Annotated in this window: 16 protein-coding genes; 10 read left to right on the forward strand and 6 right to left on the reverse strand. The window is 31.9% G+C overall.

The genetic code is table 11. The annotated features are described in order from the left end of the window. Nucleotides 1-76: 76 nt before the first annotated feature. Entirely contained in the window at nt 77-2698 is a 2622-nt protein-coding gene (locus Q0828_RS13330) for a zinc-dependent metalloprotease (RefSeq protein ID WP_298421716.1), read from the forward strand. A 74-nt stretch (nt 2699-2772) separates the two neighbouring features. Here the strand turns inward: Q0828_RS13330 and Q0828_RS13335 are convergent, their stop codons facing one another. Together Q0828_RS13335 and Q0828_RS13340 are read right to left on the reverse strand one after the other, a co-directional pair. After that, a complete protein-coding gene (locus Q0828_RS13335; protein WP_298421719.1) occupies nt 2773-3723 on the reverse strand; it encodes a phosphoribosylaminoimidazolesuccinocarboxamide synthase in 951 nt (316 codons plus the stop codon). Between the two features lie 89 nt (nt 3724-3812). Then, entirely contained in the window at nt 3813-4766 is a 954-nt protein-coding gene (locus tag Q0828_RS13340; RefSeq protein ID WP_298421722.1) for a PhoH family protein, read from the reverse strand. Nucleotides 4767-4873: 107 nt separating this feature from the next. Here Q0828_RS13340 and Q0828_RS13345 point away from each other — a divergent pair, with 107 nt between their 5' ends. From Q0828_RS13345 to dnaN, 6 genes are all read left to right on the forward strand, one after another. Then, the gene (locus Q0828_RS13345; RefSeq protein WP_298421725.1) at nt 4874-5704 is read left to right on the forward strand and encodes an SAM-dependent chlorinase/fluorinase; all 831 of its coding nucleotides are present in this window, start codon (nt 4874-4876) and stop codon (nt 5702-5704) included. An 11-nt stretch (nt 5705-5715) separates the two neighbouring features. After that, nucleotides 5716-6012: an antibiotic biosynthesis monooxygenase family protein gene (locus Q0828_RS13350; protein WP_298421727.1), complete on the forward strand. Its 297-nt coding sequence runs from the start codon at nt 5716-5718 to the stop codon at nt 6010-6012. Between the two features lie 77 nt (nt 6013-6089). Continuing rightward, nucleotides 6090-6905 (forward strand): class I SAM-dependent methyltransferase, encoded by an 816-nt coding sequence (locus tag Q0828_RS13355; protein ID WP_298421730.1) that lies wholly within the window; start codon nt 6090-6092, stop codon nt 6903-6905. Beyond that, nucleotides 6906-7631: a gliding motility-associated ABC transporter permease subunit GldF gene (gene gldF / locus Q0828_RS13360; protein ID WP_298421732.1), complete on the forward strand. Its 726-nt coding sequence runs from the start codon at nt 6906-6908 to the stop codon at nt 7629-7631. Between the two features lie 2 nt (nt 7632-7633). Then, nucleotides 7634-9295: a gliding motility-associated ABC transporter substrate-binding protein GldG gene (gene gldG / locus Q0828_RS13365; protein WP_298421735.1), complete on the forward strand. Its 1662-nt coding sequence runs from the start codon at nt 7634-7636 to the stop codon at nt 9293-9295. A gap of 151 nt (nt 9296-9446) precedes the next feature. Beyond that, complete coding sequence (gene dnaN, locus Q0828_RS13370) at nt 9447-10565, forward strand: DNA polymerase III subunit beta (RefSeq protein WP_298421739.1); 1119 nt, start codon at nt 9447-9449, stop codon at nt 10563-10565. Nucleotides 10566-10731: 166 nt separating this feature from the next. On the opposite strand, the gene Q0828_RS13375 is transcribed toward dnaN, so the two are convergent. Continuing rightward, nucleotides 10732-11070 (reverse strand): DUF4870 domain-containing protein, encoded by a 339-nt coding sequence (locus tag Q0828_RS13375; protein ID WP_298421741.1) that lies wholly within the window; start codon nt 11068-11070, stop codon nt 10732-10734. A gap of 162 nt (nt 11071-11232) precedes the next feature. Between Q0828_RS13375 and Q0828_RS13380 the strand changes: the two genes are divergently transcribed. The 3 genes from Q0828_RS13380 to Q0828_RS13390 all read left to right on the forward strand — a co-directional run bounded on the left by Q0828_RS13380 (nt 11233) and on the right by Q0828_RS13390 (nt 12028). Further along, nucleotides 11233-11364 (forward strand): hypothetical protein, encoded by a 132-nt coding sequence (locus Q0828_RS13380; RefSeq protein WP_298421743.1) that lies wholly within the window; start codon nt 11233-11235, stop codon nt 11362-11364. A gap of 163 nt (nt 11365-11527) precedes the next feature. Further along, on the forward strand, nt 11528-11692 hold the full coding sequence (locus Q0828_RS13385) for a hypothetical protein (protein WP_298421746.1): 165 nt from the start codon (nt 11528-11530) through the stop codon (nt 11690-11692). A gap of 180 nt (nt 11693-11872) precedes the next feature. Beyond that, nucleotides 11873-12028: a hypothetical protein gene (locus Q0828_RS13390; protein WP_298421748.1), complete on the forward strand. Its 156-nt coding sequence runs from the start codon at nt 11873-11875 to the stop codon at nt 12026-12028. A gap of 102 nt (nt 12029-12130) precedes the next feature. On the opposite strand, the gene argE is transcribed toward Q0828_RS13390, so the two are convergent. The 3 genes from argE to Q0828_RS13405 are packed head-to-tail and all read right to left on the reverse strand — an operon-like array spanning nt 12131 to nt 16404. After that, complete coding sequence (gene argE, locus Q0828_RS13395) at nt 12131-13279, reverse strand: acetylornithine deacetylase (protein ID WP_298421750.1); 1149 nt, start codon at nt 13277-13279, stop codon at nt 12131-12133. A gap of 2 nt (nt 13280-13281) precedes the next feature. Then, complete coding sequence (locus tag Q0828_RS13400) at nt 13282-14685, reverse strand: SLC13 family permease (RefSeq protein ID WP_298421753.1); 1404 nt, start codon at nt 14683-14685, stop codon at nt 13282-13284. Nucleotides 14686-14742: 57 nt separating this feature from the next. Then, entirely contained in the window at nt 14743-16404 is a 1662-nt protein-coding gene (locus Q0828_RS13405; RefSeq protein ID WP_298421756.1) for a tetratricopeptide repeat protein, read from the reverse strand. Nucleotides 16405-16444: the final 40 nt, after the last annotated feature.

Genomic DNA, 16444 nt, shown 5'->3' on the forward strand with positions numbered 1-16444 from the left:
ATCATTTTAAGAAATAAAACGCCTTCAAAAAAGTATTTTTACATTCTTAATAACTATTCCAAAAAAAAAGAAAAGTATGATATCAAATTCTCAATCAAAAAACAAAGTATTATTTATGCTTGTTATGTTGATTGCATTTTTAGCCGCTCCAGAAGCTAATGCACAACGAAAGAAGCGTAATAAAAAGAAAAAAGGGAAAACAGAACAAGTTACACCTCCAAAAAAGAAACCTAGTGCAAAAACAATTGAAAGTCTTACTAAAAAAAGTAAGAAGATCGATGGTTTGTTTACAATGTACCAAGATACAATTACTGGAAGTATGCAAATGGTTGTTTCTAAAGAACAATTAGAAAAGAACTTTATTTATTTCAGCCAAATTAATGATGGTGTTGCTGATATTCGTGCCTTTAGAGGTGCTTATAGAGGTTCGAAAGTGTTTACTATTAGAAAGTATTTTAATAAAATTGAATTTGTAACTAAGAATACGCAATTCTATTTTGACCCTAATAATGCATTAACGAATGCTGCAGATGCAAATATTAGTGAAGGTGTAATGGCTAGTATAAAAGTAGAAGCTACAGATAAAGAAAAAGGATTATACCTTATTAAAGTAGATGATTTATTTTTAAGAGAAACTTTATCTCAGATAAAACCACCACGTTTTCCAGGAAGCGGACCTTTTGCATTTTCTTTAGGAAATTTAAATAAAGGGAAATCTAAAATTAACGCGATTAAGAATTACCCTGACAATACAGACTTAGTAATTGAATATGTATACTCTAAACCTTCTGTATTAAATGGAGGTTCGCAATCAGTTACTGATGGGCGAAATGTTACGATTAAAGTAAATCATAGTTTAATTCAGATTCCAGATAATAACTATGTTGCTAGATATGATGATCCTAGAGTTGGATTTTTCACTACGCAAGTAAATGATATGACATCTGCTACTGCTACTCCATATAAAGATTTAATTCACAGATGGCATTTAGAGAAAAAAGATCCGAATGCTGCTATTTCTGAGCCAGTTGAGCCTATTACTTGGTGGATTGAAAATACAACACCTCTTGAATATAGAGAAACTATCAAAAAAGCTGTTTTACGTTGGAATATCGCTTTTGAAAAAGCAGGATTCAGAAATGCAATGGCTGTAAAAGTACAACCAGATGATGCTGATTGGGATGCTGGAGACATTAATAAAAATGTATTACGTTGGACATCTTCTCCAAATCCTCCTTTTGGTGGATATGGACCAAGTTTTGTTAACCCATTAACTGGTCAAATTTTAGGTGCTGATGTAATGTTAGAATACGTACATCAAACAAATAGAGTACGATTTGATAAATTATTTCAAGCAATGGATGCGTATTCTTTTGATAACTTAGAAGACGCAAATAAAGAATTTCAACAATTCAATACGTCAGACAACTATTGTTCTTTAGGACATTTAATGCACGAAAACAGTGTATTCGGTCATACAGCATTGACAATTATGAATGCTTCAGAAGAAGAAAAAGAAGTATTACGTAATGAAGGTTTAATGCATTTAATTATGCACGAAGTTGGACATACTTTAGGGTTAAACCACAACATGAAATCTAGTCAATTGCACACACCTGCACAATTGGCTGATAAAAACTACATTCAAGGAAAAGCATTAACAGGTTCTGTAATGGATTATGAAGCTATTAATGTTACGAATGACAGAACACAGCAAGGACACTACTTTACAACAACTTTAGGGCCTTATGACCTTTGGGCAATTGAGTTTGGATACAAGCCAGTAAGCAGTTATAAAGAATTAGATGACATCTTGAAAAGATCTACAGAACCAGCATTAATTTTTGGAAACGATGCGGATGATATGAGAAGCCCAGGAAAAGCAATTGATCCAAGAGTAATGGTTGGTGATTTATCAAATGATCAAATTACATATTCTGTGAACAGAATTAAATTGGTTAATGACATGCTGAAAGGATTGCGTACAAAGTATAATGATTATGGAAAATCATACCAAGAAATGGTTGGTGCATATTCTATCCTTCAAGGACAAAAATCAAGTGCTGTAAATGTGATATCACGTTTTATTGGTGGTGTGTATGTTGACAGAGCTATGCAAGGACAAGCTGGAGGAACACAACCATATACGCCTGTGAGCTATGAAGATCAAAAAAGAGCTATGAAAGCGTTAAAAGATTACTTGTTTGCACCAAATGCAAATGATGTACCTGTAGACTTATACACGCACTTAGCAAGACAACGTAGAGGATTTAATCTTGGAAGAGGAACAGAAGATCCAAAACTTCACAATGCTGCGTTACGTAGACAAATGGGTGTTTTATATCATATTTTACATCCAAATACTTTACAACGTATTGTTGATTCTGAGTTATATGGAAACAAGTATAGGTTATCTGAATACATGAGAGATTTGAACAATGCTATTTTTGTAGCTGATATCAATAAATCTGTGAATACTTTTAGACAAAACTTACAAGTAGAATATACAAACATGTTAATTGAAATGCTAACAGGCAGATCTAGTGGACGTTTTAGTAATATTGCTAAGTCTATGGCAGTATACAACTTAAAAACAGTTAGAAGATATGCCGCAAATGGTTTAGGTGATTTGACTACAAAAGCACACAAAACACATTTAAAAACTTTAATTGACAATGCAATGAAAGAGATCAAATAATTGTTATTTGATATATAAATATAAAAAAGGCTTCAATATTGAAGCCTTTTTCTTTTTCTACTATTTATTTTTTATTAGTTCTTTAAAAAAGTAACTACATTCTGCTCTATTCTAGTTAGAATATCAGAAACATCTGCTTTTTCAAAAGTTTCTCCTGTAATATTTTCGTATAATTCGATATAACGATCCGAAACCGAGTCAATATATTCATCACTCATAAACGGAACTTTTTGCCCTTCTAGCCCTTGAAAATCATTGCTAATTAACCATTGACGAACAAATTCTTTTGATAATTGTTTTTGTGGCGCTTGCTTAGCTTGTAATTCCTCATACGTATCTGCATAGAAATAACGTGAAGAATCTGGTGTATGAATTTCATCAATTAATACAATTGTGCCTTCTTTCGTTTTTCCGAATTCATATTTCGTATCTACTAAAATCAATCCGCGCTCTTTGGCAATTTTTGTACCTTCTTCAAACAATAAACGTGTATACTTTTCCAATTGAATATAATCTTCTTCAGAAACGATTCCTTTGGCTAAAATGTCTTCGCGAGAAATATCTTCATCATGTTCGCCCATTTCTGCTTTAGTTGCTGGCGTAATAATTGGCGTATGAAACTTATCGTTTTCTATCATTCCTTCTGGCATTTCAACTCCACAAAGCATACGTTTTCCTGCTTTATATTCTCGTGCTGCATGACCAGATAAATAGCCTCTAATGACCATCTCTACTTTAAAAGGTTCGCACATATGACCGATAGCAACATTTGGATCTGGTGTGGCAATCAGCCAATTTGGCACCAAATGCTCAGTAGCTTTCATCATTTTGGTTGCAATCTGATTTAAGATTTGTCCTTTAAATGGAATTCCTTTTGGCATTACCACATCAAAGGCAGATAATCTGTCTGAAGCAATCATAACTAATAAATCATCATTTATTGTATATACTTCGCGTACTTTTCCCGTATATTTCGCTGTTTGATTGGGAAAGTTAAAATTCGTAGCAGTAATCGTGTTACTCATTGTTATAGTTGTTGTGTTGTGTGTGTTGTAGGGTTTTAGTTCTTAGTCTAATTGTTTAAACAATACGTAAAATTGAGCGGAGTCAAAGTTTAGTTTTGATGTTCAATACTTTTGTATGCTTCAATCACTTTCTTCACTAATCTATGACGAACGACATCTTTATCATCTAAATATATTATTCCAATACCTTTAATATCTTTCAAAACAAGTAATGCTTCTTTCAATCCAGAAATTACACGTCTTGGCAAATCAATTTGTCCAGGATCACCTGTCAGCATAAACTTTGCATTTTTCCCCATACGTGTTAAAAACATCTTCATTTGTGCATGCGTCGTATTTTGTGCTTCATCCAAAATTACAAAAGCATTATCAAGTGTACGTCCACGCATAAATGCCATTGGCGCAATTTGAATAGTACCATCTTCTATGTACTTAGTTAACTTTTCTGGCGGAATCATATCGCGTAATGCATCATACAAAGGTTGCATATACGGATCTAATTTTTCTTTTAAATCACCAGGTAAGAAACCTAAACTTTCGCCTGCTTCTACTGCCGGACGTGTTAAAATGATACGTCTTACCTCTTTATTTTTCAATGCTCTCACCGCCAAAGCAACTCCTGTATATGTTTTTCCGGTTCCTGCAGGTCCAATTGCAAACACCATATCATTTTTGTTCATCAACTCAACCAACTTACGTTGATTAGCGGTAATTGCTTTTATTAATTTTCCATTAGAACCATGCACTAAAGTTTCTCCACTTGAAACAGAAGTGTCATAATCTTTAGAACTTTCACTTGTAAGTACACGTTCAATAACGTTTTCATCAATTTTATTGTACTTACCAAAATGTTCCATCAACATCGTCAGACGCTTGTCAAACTCTTCTAATAAATCTTCATCACCATAAGCTTTTATCTTGTTTCCTCTGGCTACAATTTTAAGTTTTGGGAAGTATTTTTTCAGTAATTCTATATTGGTATTTTGATACCCAAAAAACTCTCTTGGGCTGATTTCAGAAAGTTCAAAAATAATTTCGTTCAAAAGCGACTCGTATTAAGGTTAGATTTCCGTTTTGTTTTTTTAGATTTGCATAACAAACTTACCATTTTTTAATAGATTAAACTTAAAAAAATATCAACAATTCGCCAATGGCAATCATAACACTGACAACTGATTTTGGGGAGAAAGACCATTTTGTGGGCGCAGTTAAAGGAGCTATTTATAGTGAACTAGACAATATTCGTATTGTTGATATCTCACATAGCATTAGTCCTTTTAACATTACGGAAGCTGCGTATGTAATACAAAATGCATTTAATAGTTTTCCAAAAGGAAGTATTCACATTATTGGTATTGACTCCGAGTTAAATCCTGAAAATAAACATATTGCATTAAAATTGAATGGTCATTTCTTTGTTTGTGCGAATAATGGAATTATGAGTTTGATTGCTTCTGAGATAGTTTCTGAAAAAATTGTAGAAATAAATATTCACGATCGAATTGAAACAAATTTCCCTGTATTGGACGTTTTTGTTAAAGTTGCTTGCCATATTGCACGTGGCGGAACATTGGAAGTTATTGGAAAAACAATTCAAGATATAAAACATTTAACAGGCATAAAACCTGTCGTAAATACGGATGAATCGCAAATTATTGGAAACGTCATTTATATAGACAATTACGGAAATGTAGTGACAAATATTTCGCGAAAGTTATTTAAAGATGTTGGAAAAGGGCGAAACTTTGAAATTTCGGCGCGTAATTATAAATTCAAACGAATTCATGAACGCTATAGTGATAGTATCAATTTTACTGTTGAAAAACACAAGCGTGAAGAAGATGGTAAAAAACTAGCCTTATTCAATTCTGCAAATTTTCTAGAACTCGCTATTTACAAAAGTAATCCACAAACTGTTGGTAGTGCTTCTACCCTTTTCGGACTACGATTTAGAGATACCATAACCATTAATTTTTTATAATAAAATAACATATGTTTGTACGCATCGTAAAAATGAGTTTTCACAAAGAAAATATTCCTGCATTTTTAGAAATGTTTGATGAAAAGAAAGCTGCTATAAAAAATAGAGAAGGTTGCGAGTTTTTAGAGTTATATCAAGACAAAACAAATCCTGAAATTTTCTTTACCTACAGTCATTGGAAACATGTAGATAATTTAGAAGCATATCGAAATTCAGAATTGTTTAAAAACGTTTGGAAACAAACGAAAGCAATGTTTAACGACAAGCCATATGCATGGAGTGTTGATAAATTAGTAAGTTTATCTTGAAAAGTGAATACTAGAATTTAGAACCAAACGTTACACAATAATATATTCTGTAAAAAGAATAGTTAGTTAAAAATTATATGTTAAGATCATTATACTATAGTTTATCGCCCAAACAACGCCTATTACTGAGACGAGTAGTATATTTCCCTATTGATCTTTTTAGAAAACGACAAGAGCTGGAACCACCAAAAGGATATATTTACACAGGTCCTGGAAATTATATTGAAATTGGAGCAACCTTTTTTGAATATTTCAAAACATACGGAAACATTAAACCAAACAGCCGTATTTTAGATATTGGTTCAGGAATTGGACGTATGGCAATTCCGTTTACAAAGTTTTTAAACACTGAAGGTACATACAAAGGGTTTGATGTTGTTGCTTTAGGTGTAGATTGGTGCACAGAAAATATCACTTCAAAATATCCAAACTTTACTTTTACACATACACCATTAAAAAACGACTTATATAACTTAAATACGAATGACGAGGCAAAAGATTTTACATTTCCATATGAAAATTCAAGCTTTGACTTTGCTTTCTTAACGTCTGTATTTACACATATGATGCCTGATGATGTATTACATTATTTAGGTGAAATCAATCGTGTATTGAATACCGATAAAATATGCTTGGCTACGTTTTTTATTTTAGATGAAGTATCAAAAAAGAAAATGTTGTCTACACACATGAATTTTAGTGTTAATCATGGAGATTATGCATTGATGGATGAAAAAGTAAAAGAAGCCAATGTTGCTTTTGACAAAAATTATATTTTTACACAGTTTGAAGCAAAAGGCTTTGAAATTGTACACTTTTTTCCAGGTACTTGGTCTGGAAGAACAGAAAACACACTATCATTCCAAGATATTATTGTATTAAAAAAGAACTAAATGCTCGCAATACTCAAAAAAGAAATCAATTCATTTTTCTCCTCATCCATTGGATATTTGGTGATTGCTTTATTTTTAATTCTCAACGGATTATTCCTGTGGTTTTTTAAAAGTGACTTCAATATTTTCGATTATGGATTTGCCGATTTAACGCCATTTTTCACCTTAGCACCTTGGATTCTTATCTTTTTGATTCCTGCGATTACCATGCGTAGCTTTTCTGAAGAAAAACGTTTAGGAACGCTTGAATTGTTATTAACGAAACCAATTTCAGGTTGGCACATTGTACTTGGAAAATATTTTGGGGCATTTGTATTAATACTTATAGCCTTATTGCCAACATTATTATATGTATACACAGTATATTGTTTAGGAAGTCCTATTGGAAACTTAGATGTTGGAAGCACGCTTGGCTCCTACTTTGGTTTGCTATTTTTAATTGCTGCATATACAAGTATTGGTATATTTACATCAACGCTTTCGCAGAATCAAATTGTAGCCTTTATCATGTCCGTTTTCATTTGCTTCTTTATGTATTTTGGGTTTGAAGGCATTGCAAGTGCTGATGTTTTTGGTGATTTTAATAGTTTAATCGAAAAGTTAGGAATGAAAACACACTTTGATAGTATTGCACGTGGTGTAATTGATACAAGAGATGTTGTGTATTTCCTAAGTGTGACTATTTTCTTTTTATTCTTAACTGTATTACAATTAAAAAAACGATAAGCTTGAAGAAAGAACTTAACATTCCTACAAAAATTATATTACTAATTGTAGTACTCATTATTGTGAATGCTATTGCAAGTAGTGTTTTTACACGTTTTGATTTAACCCAAGACAAACGTTATACACTTTCAGAAGCTTCAAAAAGCACATTAAAAGATGTTGCATCTCCAATTATAATTGATGTATTTCTAAAAGGTAATTTCCCTGCTGATTATAAACGTTTGGCTACTGAAACCGAACAATTGTTAGAAGAGTTTTCTGCGTACAATTCAAATATAAAATTCAAATTCATTGATCCTATTGAAGAAGGTGCCGAAGAATTTTTGATCAATAGAGTTGGTATACAACCAAAATATATCACAGAAGAAGCGACAAACAAAATTTCACGCGAACGTGTATTTCCATGGGCAGTGGCTACGTATGGCAACAAATCTGTCAAAGTACCTTTATACAAAAACAACTTAGCAAGTTCTGATGAAGAAAAAATTGCAAGTTCTGTACAGCATTTAGAATATGCATTTGCAGATGCTTTTACTAAATTGACCTTACTAGAAAAACAAACTATTGCTATTTTAAGAGGTCATGGAGAATTAGAAGATGTGTACATTTCAAGCTTTTTACAAACGTTAAAAGAGTATTATAAAATTGCACCTTTCGATTTAACTGCTTTTGCTGAAAATCCTGAGAAATCTTTAGAGAACTTAAAGCGTTTTGATTTAGCTATTGTTCCTAAACCAACAAAAGCATTTACAGACGACGAAAAATATATTTTAGATCAATATACTGTAAACGGTGGAAAATCAGTATGGTTAGTAGATAATGTACAAGCAGAAATGGACAGTTTGTATAATGCAAGTGGCGAAACACTAGCTTTCCCAAGAGATTTGCGCATGCGCGATTTTTTCTTTGACTATGGAATTAGAATCAATTCGAAATTGGTAAACGATATGCAATGCGCACCTATTATGATGGCTGTTGGTGAAGACAATAACACACAGTTTTTACCTATTCAATGGCGTTACAATCCGTTAGTAAACCCTACTTTAAAACATCCAATTACAAATAATACGAATTTAGTAAAGTTTGAATTTGCCAATCAAATTGATACACTAAAAAGTAGTACAAAAAAGACCATTCTTCTAAAAAGTTCAGAGCTTTCAAAGTTAGAAGGTGTTCCTAAACCTATTTCATTATCTGTTATTGAAAAAGAGCCAAAAGCAGAAGAATACGAAGGCAAAGGAAATCAAAACTTAGCCGTTTTATTAGAAGGAACGTTTACATCTATGTATAAAAATAGAGTGAAACCTTTTCAACTGGACAATTCAAAAAATGAAGGAATATCTAAAATGTTGGTCATTGCAGATGGTGATGTAATTAAAAATCAAGTTACACGCGGACGACCACAAGAACTCGGTTTTGATATTGCCACAAAACGTCAATACGGAAACAAAGAATTCTTACTAAATTCTGTAAATTACCTCTTAGACAACAACGGACTTATAAACATTCGATCAAAAGAATTAAAATTAGCCTTCCTAGATACTGAAAAAGTTTTAGAAGAAAAATCCTTTTGGCAAACGATAAACATTGGGTTTCCTCTGGCTATATTAGCATTTTTTGGAGTTGTATTTGCGTATATTAGAAAGCGTAACTATGCGAAATAGTTGTTAATAAGTTTCTTTCCTTTACAACGACATTTGAAATATATTTGTAGGAATACAAAAAAGTGCTTTCCATACGGCAATTTAGCTACTAAAAAGCTATGTAATTTAGTTAGGAAGCATTATTTTTGAACTTTAAATAGAACACAAACACATGAAATTTATTGTATCCAGCACCTATTTATTAAAGCAGCTTCAAGTTTTAGGAGGCGTTATTAATAATAGCAATACCTTACCAATTTTAGATAATTTTCTTTTTGAATTAAACCAAAACGAACTTACGGTATCAGCTTCTGACTTAGAAACTACGATGTCTTCAAAATTAGATGTAGAATCTGATAGTGAAGGAAGTGTTGCAGTTCCAGCAAAGTTATTATTAGATACTCTAAAAACGTTTCCAGAGCAACCTTTAACTTTTGTTGTGGAAGATAACAATACAGTTGAAATTAGCTCTAACCACGGTAAATATGCCTTAGCATATGCTGATGGCGCTGAATTTCCACATGCAGTTGAATTAAAAGACCCAAGTTCTACAACAATTGCAGGACATGTGTTGGCAACAGCAATTAGTAAAACTATTTTTGCTTCAGGTAACGATGATTTACGTCCAGTAATGAGTGGTGTATTTTTCCAGTTTTCACAAGAAAACTTAACATTTGTTGCTACGGATGCACACAAATTGGTAAAATACCAACGTACAGACTTACACGCTTCACAAGTTGCTGAATTTATTATGCCAAAGAAACCTTTAACCTTATTAAAAGGAATTTTAGGAGGAAGCGAAGATGAAGTTACTATTGAATATAACGATAGTAATGCAAAGTTTACGTTTGATAATACTGTTTTAATCTGTCGTTTAATTGATGGAAAATATCCAAACTATGAAGCAGTAATTCCGAAAGAGAATCCAAATAAGTTAGAGATTAACAGAAATCAATTTTTAAACTCTGTACGTCGTGTTAGTATTTTCTCTAACAAAACAACGCACCAAATTCGTTTAAAAATTGCTGGAGCTGAATTAAATATTTCTGCCGAAGATATTGATTATTCTAACAAAGCAGAAGAACGTTTAACATGTGATTATCAAGGAGATGATATGCAAATTGGGTTCAACTCACGTTTCTTAACAGAAATGATCAATAACTTAAATTCTGATGATGTTTCTTTAGAAATGTCATTACCAAACAGAGCTGGAATCTTAACTCCTATTGATGGATTAGAAGATGGTGAACACATTACAATGTTAGTAATGCCAGTGATGTTGAATAATTAAATTTAGGGATTAGGTTTTGGGAATTAGGCATTAGTGCAAAATTCTAGAAACTTAAACTAACAATACAGAAAAAGCCGTTATACAATTGTATAACGGCTTTTATATTTTTATAATTATTTAAGATAGAATACTCAATACTTACATCTTGATTCTAACTTCTAACTTTTTATAATAATTTTAGTGTCATTGGGTAATATGGTTCATTTCCATTGCTTACTTTGATAGCATTTATAATTGGCATAACAAATAATAATACAGCAACTGTTAGCATTAATAATAATCCTAAACCAAATACTAAAATTAAAGGTATAGATGCTATAGCATAAATAATCATGCTTAATTGAAAGTTTACAATTTGCTTCCCTTGTTCGTCCATTTCATACACGTCATTTTTATTACAAGCCCAAAGAATTAATGGAACTATTAGACTTCCAAAACCTAATACAAAGCTTGATAACTGACTTAAATGTGTGATAACTATTAATTGATTGTCTTTACGTCTCATAATGCTAAATGTTTTTGATTGATGCTTATATGACGTAGAAAAATATATTTTGTTACAGTTTTCGTCAAATTCTCAAATAGCAAACTGTTAAGTACGGTCAAACCGTAAACTATTGATGATTCATTTTTATACTTTCTTCCTTAATAATCAAAACTTTATATTATGTTAAAGAACATTTTAAATCTTGAAGGTGTTAAAACACTACACAAAAAAGAACAAACAGAAATAAACGGAGGTATTGTATGTGCTTGTATTTATTGGGACGATTCTAAAGGATGGTGGGCATGTTGTTAATATTATTAGCAAAGTAAATTTGTAACGCTGTATAAGCTATTGATTCGTTTTTTTAAGACTGTACTAATAGCTATTTTCTTAAGTTTTATAACTCATAAATGATTCGACTCTTGGTTGTTTCAATAATAGAGTGTATCCTAATTTTAATTTAAAATTTATTACCATGAAAAAAAGAAATCTAAAGCTGTTAAAACTTAATAAGCAGTTTATTTCAAAAATTAATGAAAATCAATTATCTAAAATTATTGGAGCCGATGGAACTTCTCGTTGCCCTTCAATACGTGTAAAATGTGCCAATACTGATATTAGATTGACCAATTGCTTATAATATAGAATAACTTTAAGAGCGAGCTAAGGCGAGCTTTTCTTTTCCCTTGATTATTAGAGTTAAATTGACTATTCATTTTATAAATCAAACAGATTGTTTTATAAAACAGAAATTACTCTTCTTTTTACTCTCACGTTCATTATGTTACTTTGGACTATTATTAATCAAAACATAATTATCATGAAAAAAAAGAATTTAAAATCGTTAAAGCTTAATAGAAATATGATTTCAAATTTGAAAAACGAGGAAACTAAAGGAGGAAAAAGAAATGATATTCAAACTGTATATAATAGTTGTTTAGAATATTACACATGTCCTGGATGCGAAGTTTCTTAAAACATTTTTACTAGCGAACTTCGGTTCGCTTTTTTCTTTTAATGAATCAACAAAACATCAACAAGGTTTTAAGTATTCTAGACATCTTAAGTGATTGAAGTATTATACCTCAATTTCTTTAACCAACTTTTCTAACATTATCACACAACTATCCAATTGTTCTTGGGTTACGAATTCATTAGCGCGATGAGCTTGTTCTATGCTTCCTGGGCCACAGATAATACTTTCATATCCAGCTTCATGAAATTGTCCAGCTTCAGCTGCATAAGCAACTGTTTGCCAAGTATAATTATCCGTTAATTTCTGTACTAAACCAACAACACTATCAGTTTCTTTAGTATCCAACGCAGGAACTGGCGGATGTATTAACGTATTTGTTATTTTAAAATCAGAGAACTTTTTTTGTACTTCAATTTCTGTTTCTTCACAAAAAGTATAATAATCTTGAAATACTTGATGAATATTATCTTTAGGAATGACACGAATATCCCATTCAAAACTACAATAATCTGCCACAATGTTTGTTGCTACACCTCCTTGAATCTGTCCAACATGTATTGTAGAATGTGGTGGATTGAAACGATCGTCCCTAGAAGTAGTTGCCATTGTTTTCATTTTATTTTCCAACCATAACATTAGTCGTGTACTTTCGTGAATGGCACTGATTTCTTTATGAATTCCACTACTATGTCCTGCAGAACCATTTACTTCCGTTTTCACATAGCAAATTCCTTTTTTACCAATTACAGGTTGTAACAAACTTGGTTCGCCTATAATTGCATATTTAGGAGTTTCCGTATATGTTTTTTTGATATGCTTTATTAAATCTGGCGCTGCTAAACAACCGATTTCTTCATCATAACTAAAAGCAAAATAGATCGGCTTTTTTAGTTTAGCTTTTATCATCGTTGGTAAAGTTGCTAAACAACACGCTACAAAACCTTTCATATCACAGCTTCCGCGTGCATATAGTTTGCCATTTTTTTCAGTTAAAACAAATGGATCTGTCTCCCAAACTTGACCTTTTACGGGAACTACATCTGTATGTCCTGAAAGAATAACTCCACCATCAACCGCTGGTCCTATTCTGCAATGCAAAGAAGCTTTCGTATTTTCTTCATTTGGGACAAGCGTTGTAGCTATTCCATGAGACTCTATATAGTCTTTAATCCAATGAATAATAGTTAAATTACTTTCACCTCCTAAGACTGGAAAGCTAACCAAATGACTTAATATTGTAGTTACGTTCATAATTAATTATAGCCTATTAATACTGCTATTACGAGTGTGATTGCTGAAAAAATAAATATTGTGATGGCAACTGGAAATATAAATCGAAACCAGCGATCTATTGGAACACGGCACATGCTCAACATGGCGATTAAACCACCAAGTGTTGGATTGATTAAATTAGAAACTCCATCACCAATTTGAAATGCTAAAATAGTAGTTTGACGCGTTAACCCAATAACCTCACCAGAAGGAATCATTACAGGTAAAGTTGCTAGTGCTTGTCCACTTCCTGATGGTATAAAGAAGTTAACAAAGCTTTGTGATATTGCCATACCAACGGCAGATAAATATAGTGGCAAATCTTTCAATAATTCTGACAGTTGAAATGAAATTGTATCACTTATATGTCCCATTTCTAATAATACTTTTATGGTTGTTGCAAAACCTACCATGAAAGCGCCAGGTGCTACATAGGATACTGATTTTAACAACGTATCACTAAAAGTAGTTGTATTCATTCTTCCTATAATTCCCGAAGTAATAGCTACCATTAAAAATACAGCAGATATTTCATTTAAATACCATTTCAGATTAAAAACTCCATATAGTATTGCTGTCAAACCAATTACAAACACAGAAATCACTAACCAATTATTGGTTGATATTTTATACTCTTTAATAGATTTTGAAAGTGATATTCCATCAATATTTAACCCATTTCCAAGGCTTTTTTCAGGATTATTGGTAATTTTCTTTAAGTATCTGACATTATAATACGCTAAGAAACTTAGTGCGCTAAAACAGAGTATACTCCGTAATAAAGCTCCTGAAAACAGAGGAAGTTCTGCTATTTTATGTCCAACACCAACCGTATATGGATTTATAGGCGACAGTCCAAATCCTATAGTAATGGCACCAACAGAAATACCTGCGGCTAATATTAAATCGCCTCCAAGTGCTAATGCTACAACAGCCGCAATAGGAACCATCGCAATGTTATGTTCATAACCAACAAAAACACCAAGTGCGCCATAAATAAAGGTCATGATGACTACTGCTAGGTATTTTTTTTCCTGTCCGAGTAGTCTCACAAACGTTCCAACTACATTTTCAATAGCTTTCGTACGTTCCATAATACCAAACATAATACCACCAGCAAATACAACAAACATCACTTCTATAGCAGCTTTAAAACCTAAAGGAATGGCTTTAAACATATCTAAAAAACCAATTGGTGTGTTTGGAATAGTTGTATATGAATTTGGAATGACACGATTACGGCCATCAATCAACATCCGTTTGAATTCTCCAGCAGGAATGATATAAGAAAGTAGCGTTACAAAAACTATGATTATGAATACAATCACTACAGCATGAGGAATGTGTTCATACCATTTCTTTGTGTTTTTTAAGGTTGTATTCAATATTAGATTCTATTTGAGAGTAAAGAAGTGTAATTTAATCAAAATATTTAGACAACACTAGAACAATTGCTTTATAAACAACTCCAACTCTACTCCTTTTTCTATTTGAAGTTTTTTACGGATACGATATCTAGCCGATTTTATAGAAGAAAGTGTAGCGCTTCGTACGTTCATAATCTCTTTCAAACTTAAATTCAAATAAATCAAATGACAAATTTCGCGTTCTGCTTTGGTAAGATCGGGAAAACGTTCAGCAAGTTGCATTTCAAAATTGGCTTCGGACATATTGTTGACTTCGGAGACACTATCCAATCGTTTTTCAGTATTGATCTGGTTTTTTAGTTGAATTAAAATACTTTGGTACGTATCTACAATACCTGTACTACTCTCTTTAGTTTGCAACTCTTTAATCGTATCCAATAGTTCTTTTTTAAAATCGATACGCATCTTATTATCCATCAACAATCGCTCTGTTTTATAACGTAGAAAATTCACTTTTTCATTCAACAATTCAGTCTCTAACTCTTGTTTTTGACGATTTCTAAGATTAATTTTTCGTTTATATCGATACAATAAAAATAAACTAATCAAAGCTAGTAATGCAAGAAAAAATAAAACCGCAAACAAACGTTTTTGTGAACGTTGCGATTTGGCGACTCTTTGTAATTCTATTTTTTCTGTGGATGCTTGTAAACTGTCACGATATGCTTCTTGTTTAAACTTAAATTCTAAAGCTAATTTTTCAAAACGTTCAGATTGTTCTATGGTTCTAGAGGAATCTCTATATTTTTTGTAAGTCCTATAAAAAGATAAGGCTTTTTTATATTTTTTTTGATCTCGTTCAATTTTATAGCGCTCCAAATACAATCGGCCTAATAATATTTTATTTCCATATTGAGCCGCCAATACTTCACTACTATCTAGGTATTTTGATGCTTCACTAAATAGATTCATTTTTCGAGCATTAAAAGCCAAATCTTTCATCGTAGAAGCCAATCGCTCTATCTTTTCTTCTTTTTTATAAATGACAAGATTTTGTTTATGAAGTTCAAAAGCTTTTTGATACATTTTTTTGGCTCTATATACTTTTGCTTTATATCGGTTTACATCTGATAAATAAAGAGGTTCCGTAAAATAATTCTTAGCACTGTCTAAAACGATAAGTGAACTATCAAGTTCTTTTTTTAAATATAAAAAATGTCCATAATTGTTTAGTGATACTCCATAATCCAAACTATCACTACGGCGCATTACCAAGGCTTTTTTCATATAAGAAATAGCTTTATCATATTTTCCTTGTGAACGGAATAACATGGCGATATTGTGATACGAACGTCCAATTTTAGAAGAATCTCTGGCTTTTTCTTTAATTTTGAGCGATGTCAAGTAATGCTGTAATGCTTTACCATAATTATTACGTCTACGTTCAATAATTCCTAAACAATCGTAGGCAAGTGCTTGCTGTGTTGCTCTATCAGAAAAAGGATAATTACCTTCTAATATTGTCAAAGCATTTTTAAAATATTCAGAAGCTTTAATCGGATCAGAAGTGTCTATTAAAACTCCTAAATCTATAGTGCGCGAAACACGTAACGAATCCGAAGAAGTTGTTTCTAATAAAACAGTGAGTGAATCAATTTTTTGTTGCTTGTTTTGAGCGTAACAAAACAATGTTACACCAAAAAATAGCACTAAAAATAAATAAGACTGCTTTTTCATTGAAAACTTCTATAAAGTCTCTAAAAGTAATACTTTTTTT

The organism is uncultured Kordia sp. (assembly GCF_947496985.1).
GTDB lineage: Bacteria > Bacteroidota > Bacteroidia > Flavobacteriales > Flavobacteriaceae > Kordia.

Coding starts and splice junctions, on each gene's coding strand:
- Q0828_RS13350 (WP_298421727.1), top strand. CDS start 5,716: ATGTTTGTACGCATCGTAAAAATGAGTTTTCACAAAGAAAATATTCCT.
- Q0828_RS13330 (WP_298421716.1), top strand. CDS start 77: ATGATATCAAATTCTCAATCAAAAAACAAAGTATTATTTATGCTTGTT.
- argE (WP_298421750.1), bottom strand. CDS start 13,279: ATGAACGTAACTACAATATTAAGTCATTTGGTTAGCTTTCCAGTCTTA.
- Q0828_RS13380 (WP_298421743.1), top strand. CDS start 11,233: ATGTTAAAGAACATTTTAAATCTTGAAGGTGTTAAAACACTACACAAA.
- Q0828_RS13375 (WP_298421741.1), bottom strand. CDS start 11,070: ATGAGACGTAAAGACAATCAATTAATAGTTATCACACATTTAAGTCAG.
- gldF (WP_298421732.1), top strand. CDS start 6,906: ATGCTCGCAATACTCAAAAAAGAAATCAATTCATTTTTCTCCTCATCC.
- Q0828_RS13345 (WP_298421725.1), top strand. CDS start 4,874: ATGGCAATCATAACACTGACAACTGATTTTGGGGAGAAAGACCATTTT.
- Q0828_RS13335 (WP_298421719.1), bottom strand. CDS start 3,723: ATGAGTAACACGATTACTGCTACGAATTTTAACTTTCCCAATCAAACA.
- Q0828_RS13355 (WP_298421730.1), top strand. CDS start 6,090: ATGTTAAGATCATTATACTATAGTTTATCGCCCAAACAACGCCTATTA.
- Q0828_RS13390 (WP_298421748.1), top strand. CDS start 11,873: ATGAAAAAAAAGAATTTAAAATCGTTAAAGCTTAATAGAAATATGATT.
- Q0828_RS13405 (WP_298421756.1), bottom strand. CDS start 16,404: ATGAAAAAGCAGTCTTATTTATTTTTAGTGCTATTTTTTGGTGTAACA.
- dnaN (WP_298421739.1), top strand. CDS start 9,447: ATGAAATTTATTGTATCCAGCACCTATTTATTAAAGCAGCTTCAAGTT.
- Q0828_RS13385 (WP_298421746.1), top strand. CDS start 11,528: ATGAAAAAAAGAAATCTAAAGCTGTTAAAACTTAATAAGCAGTTTATT.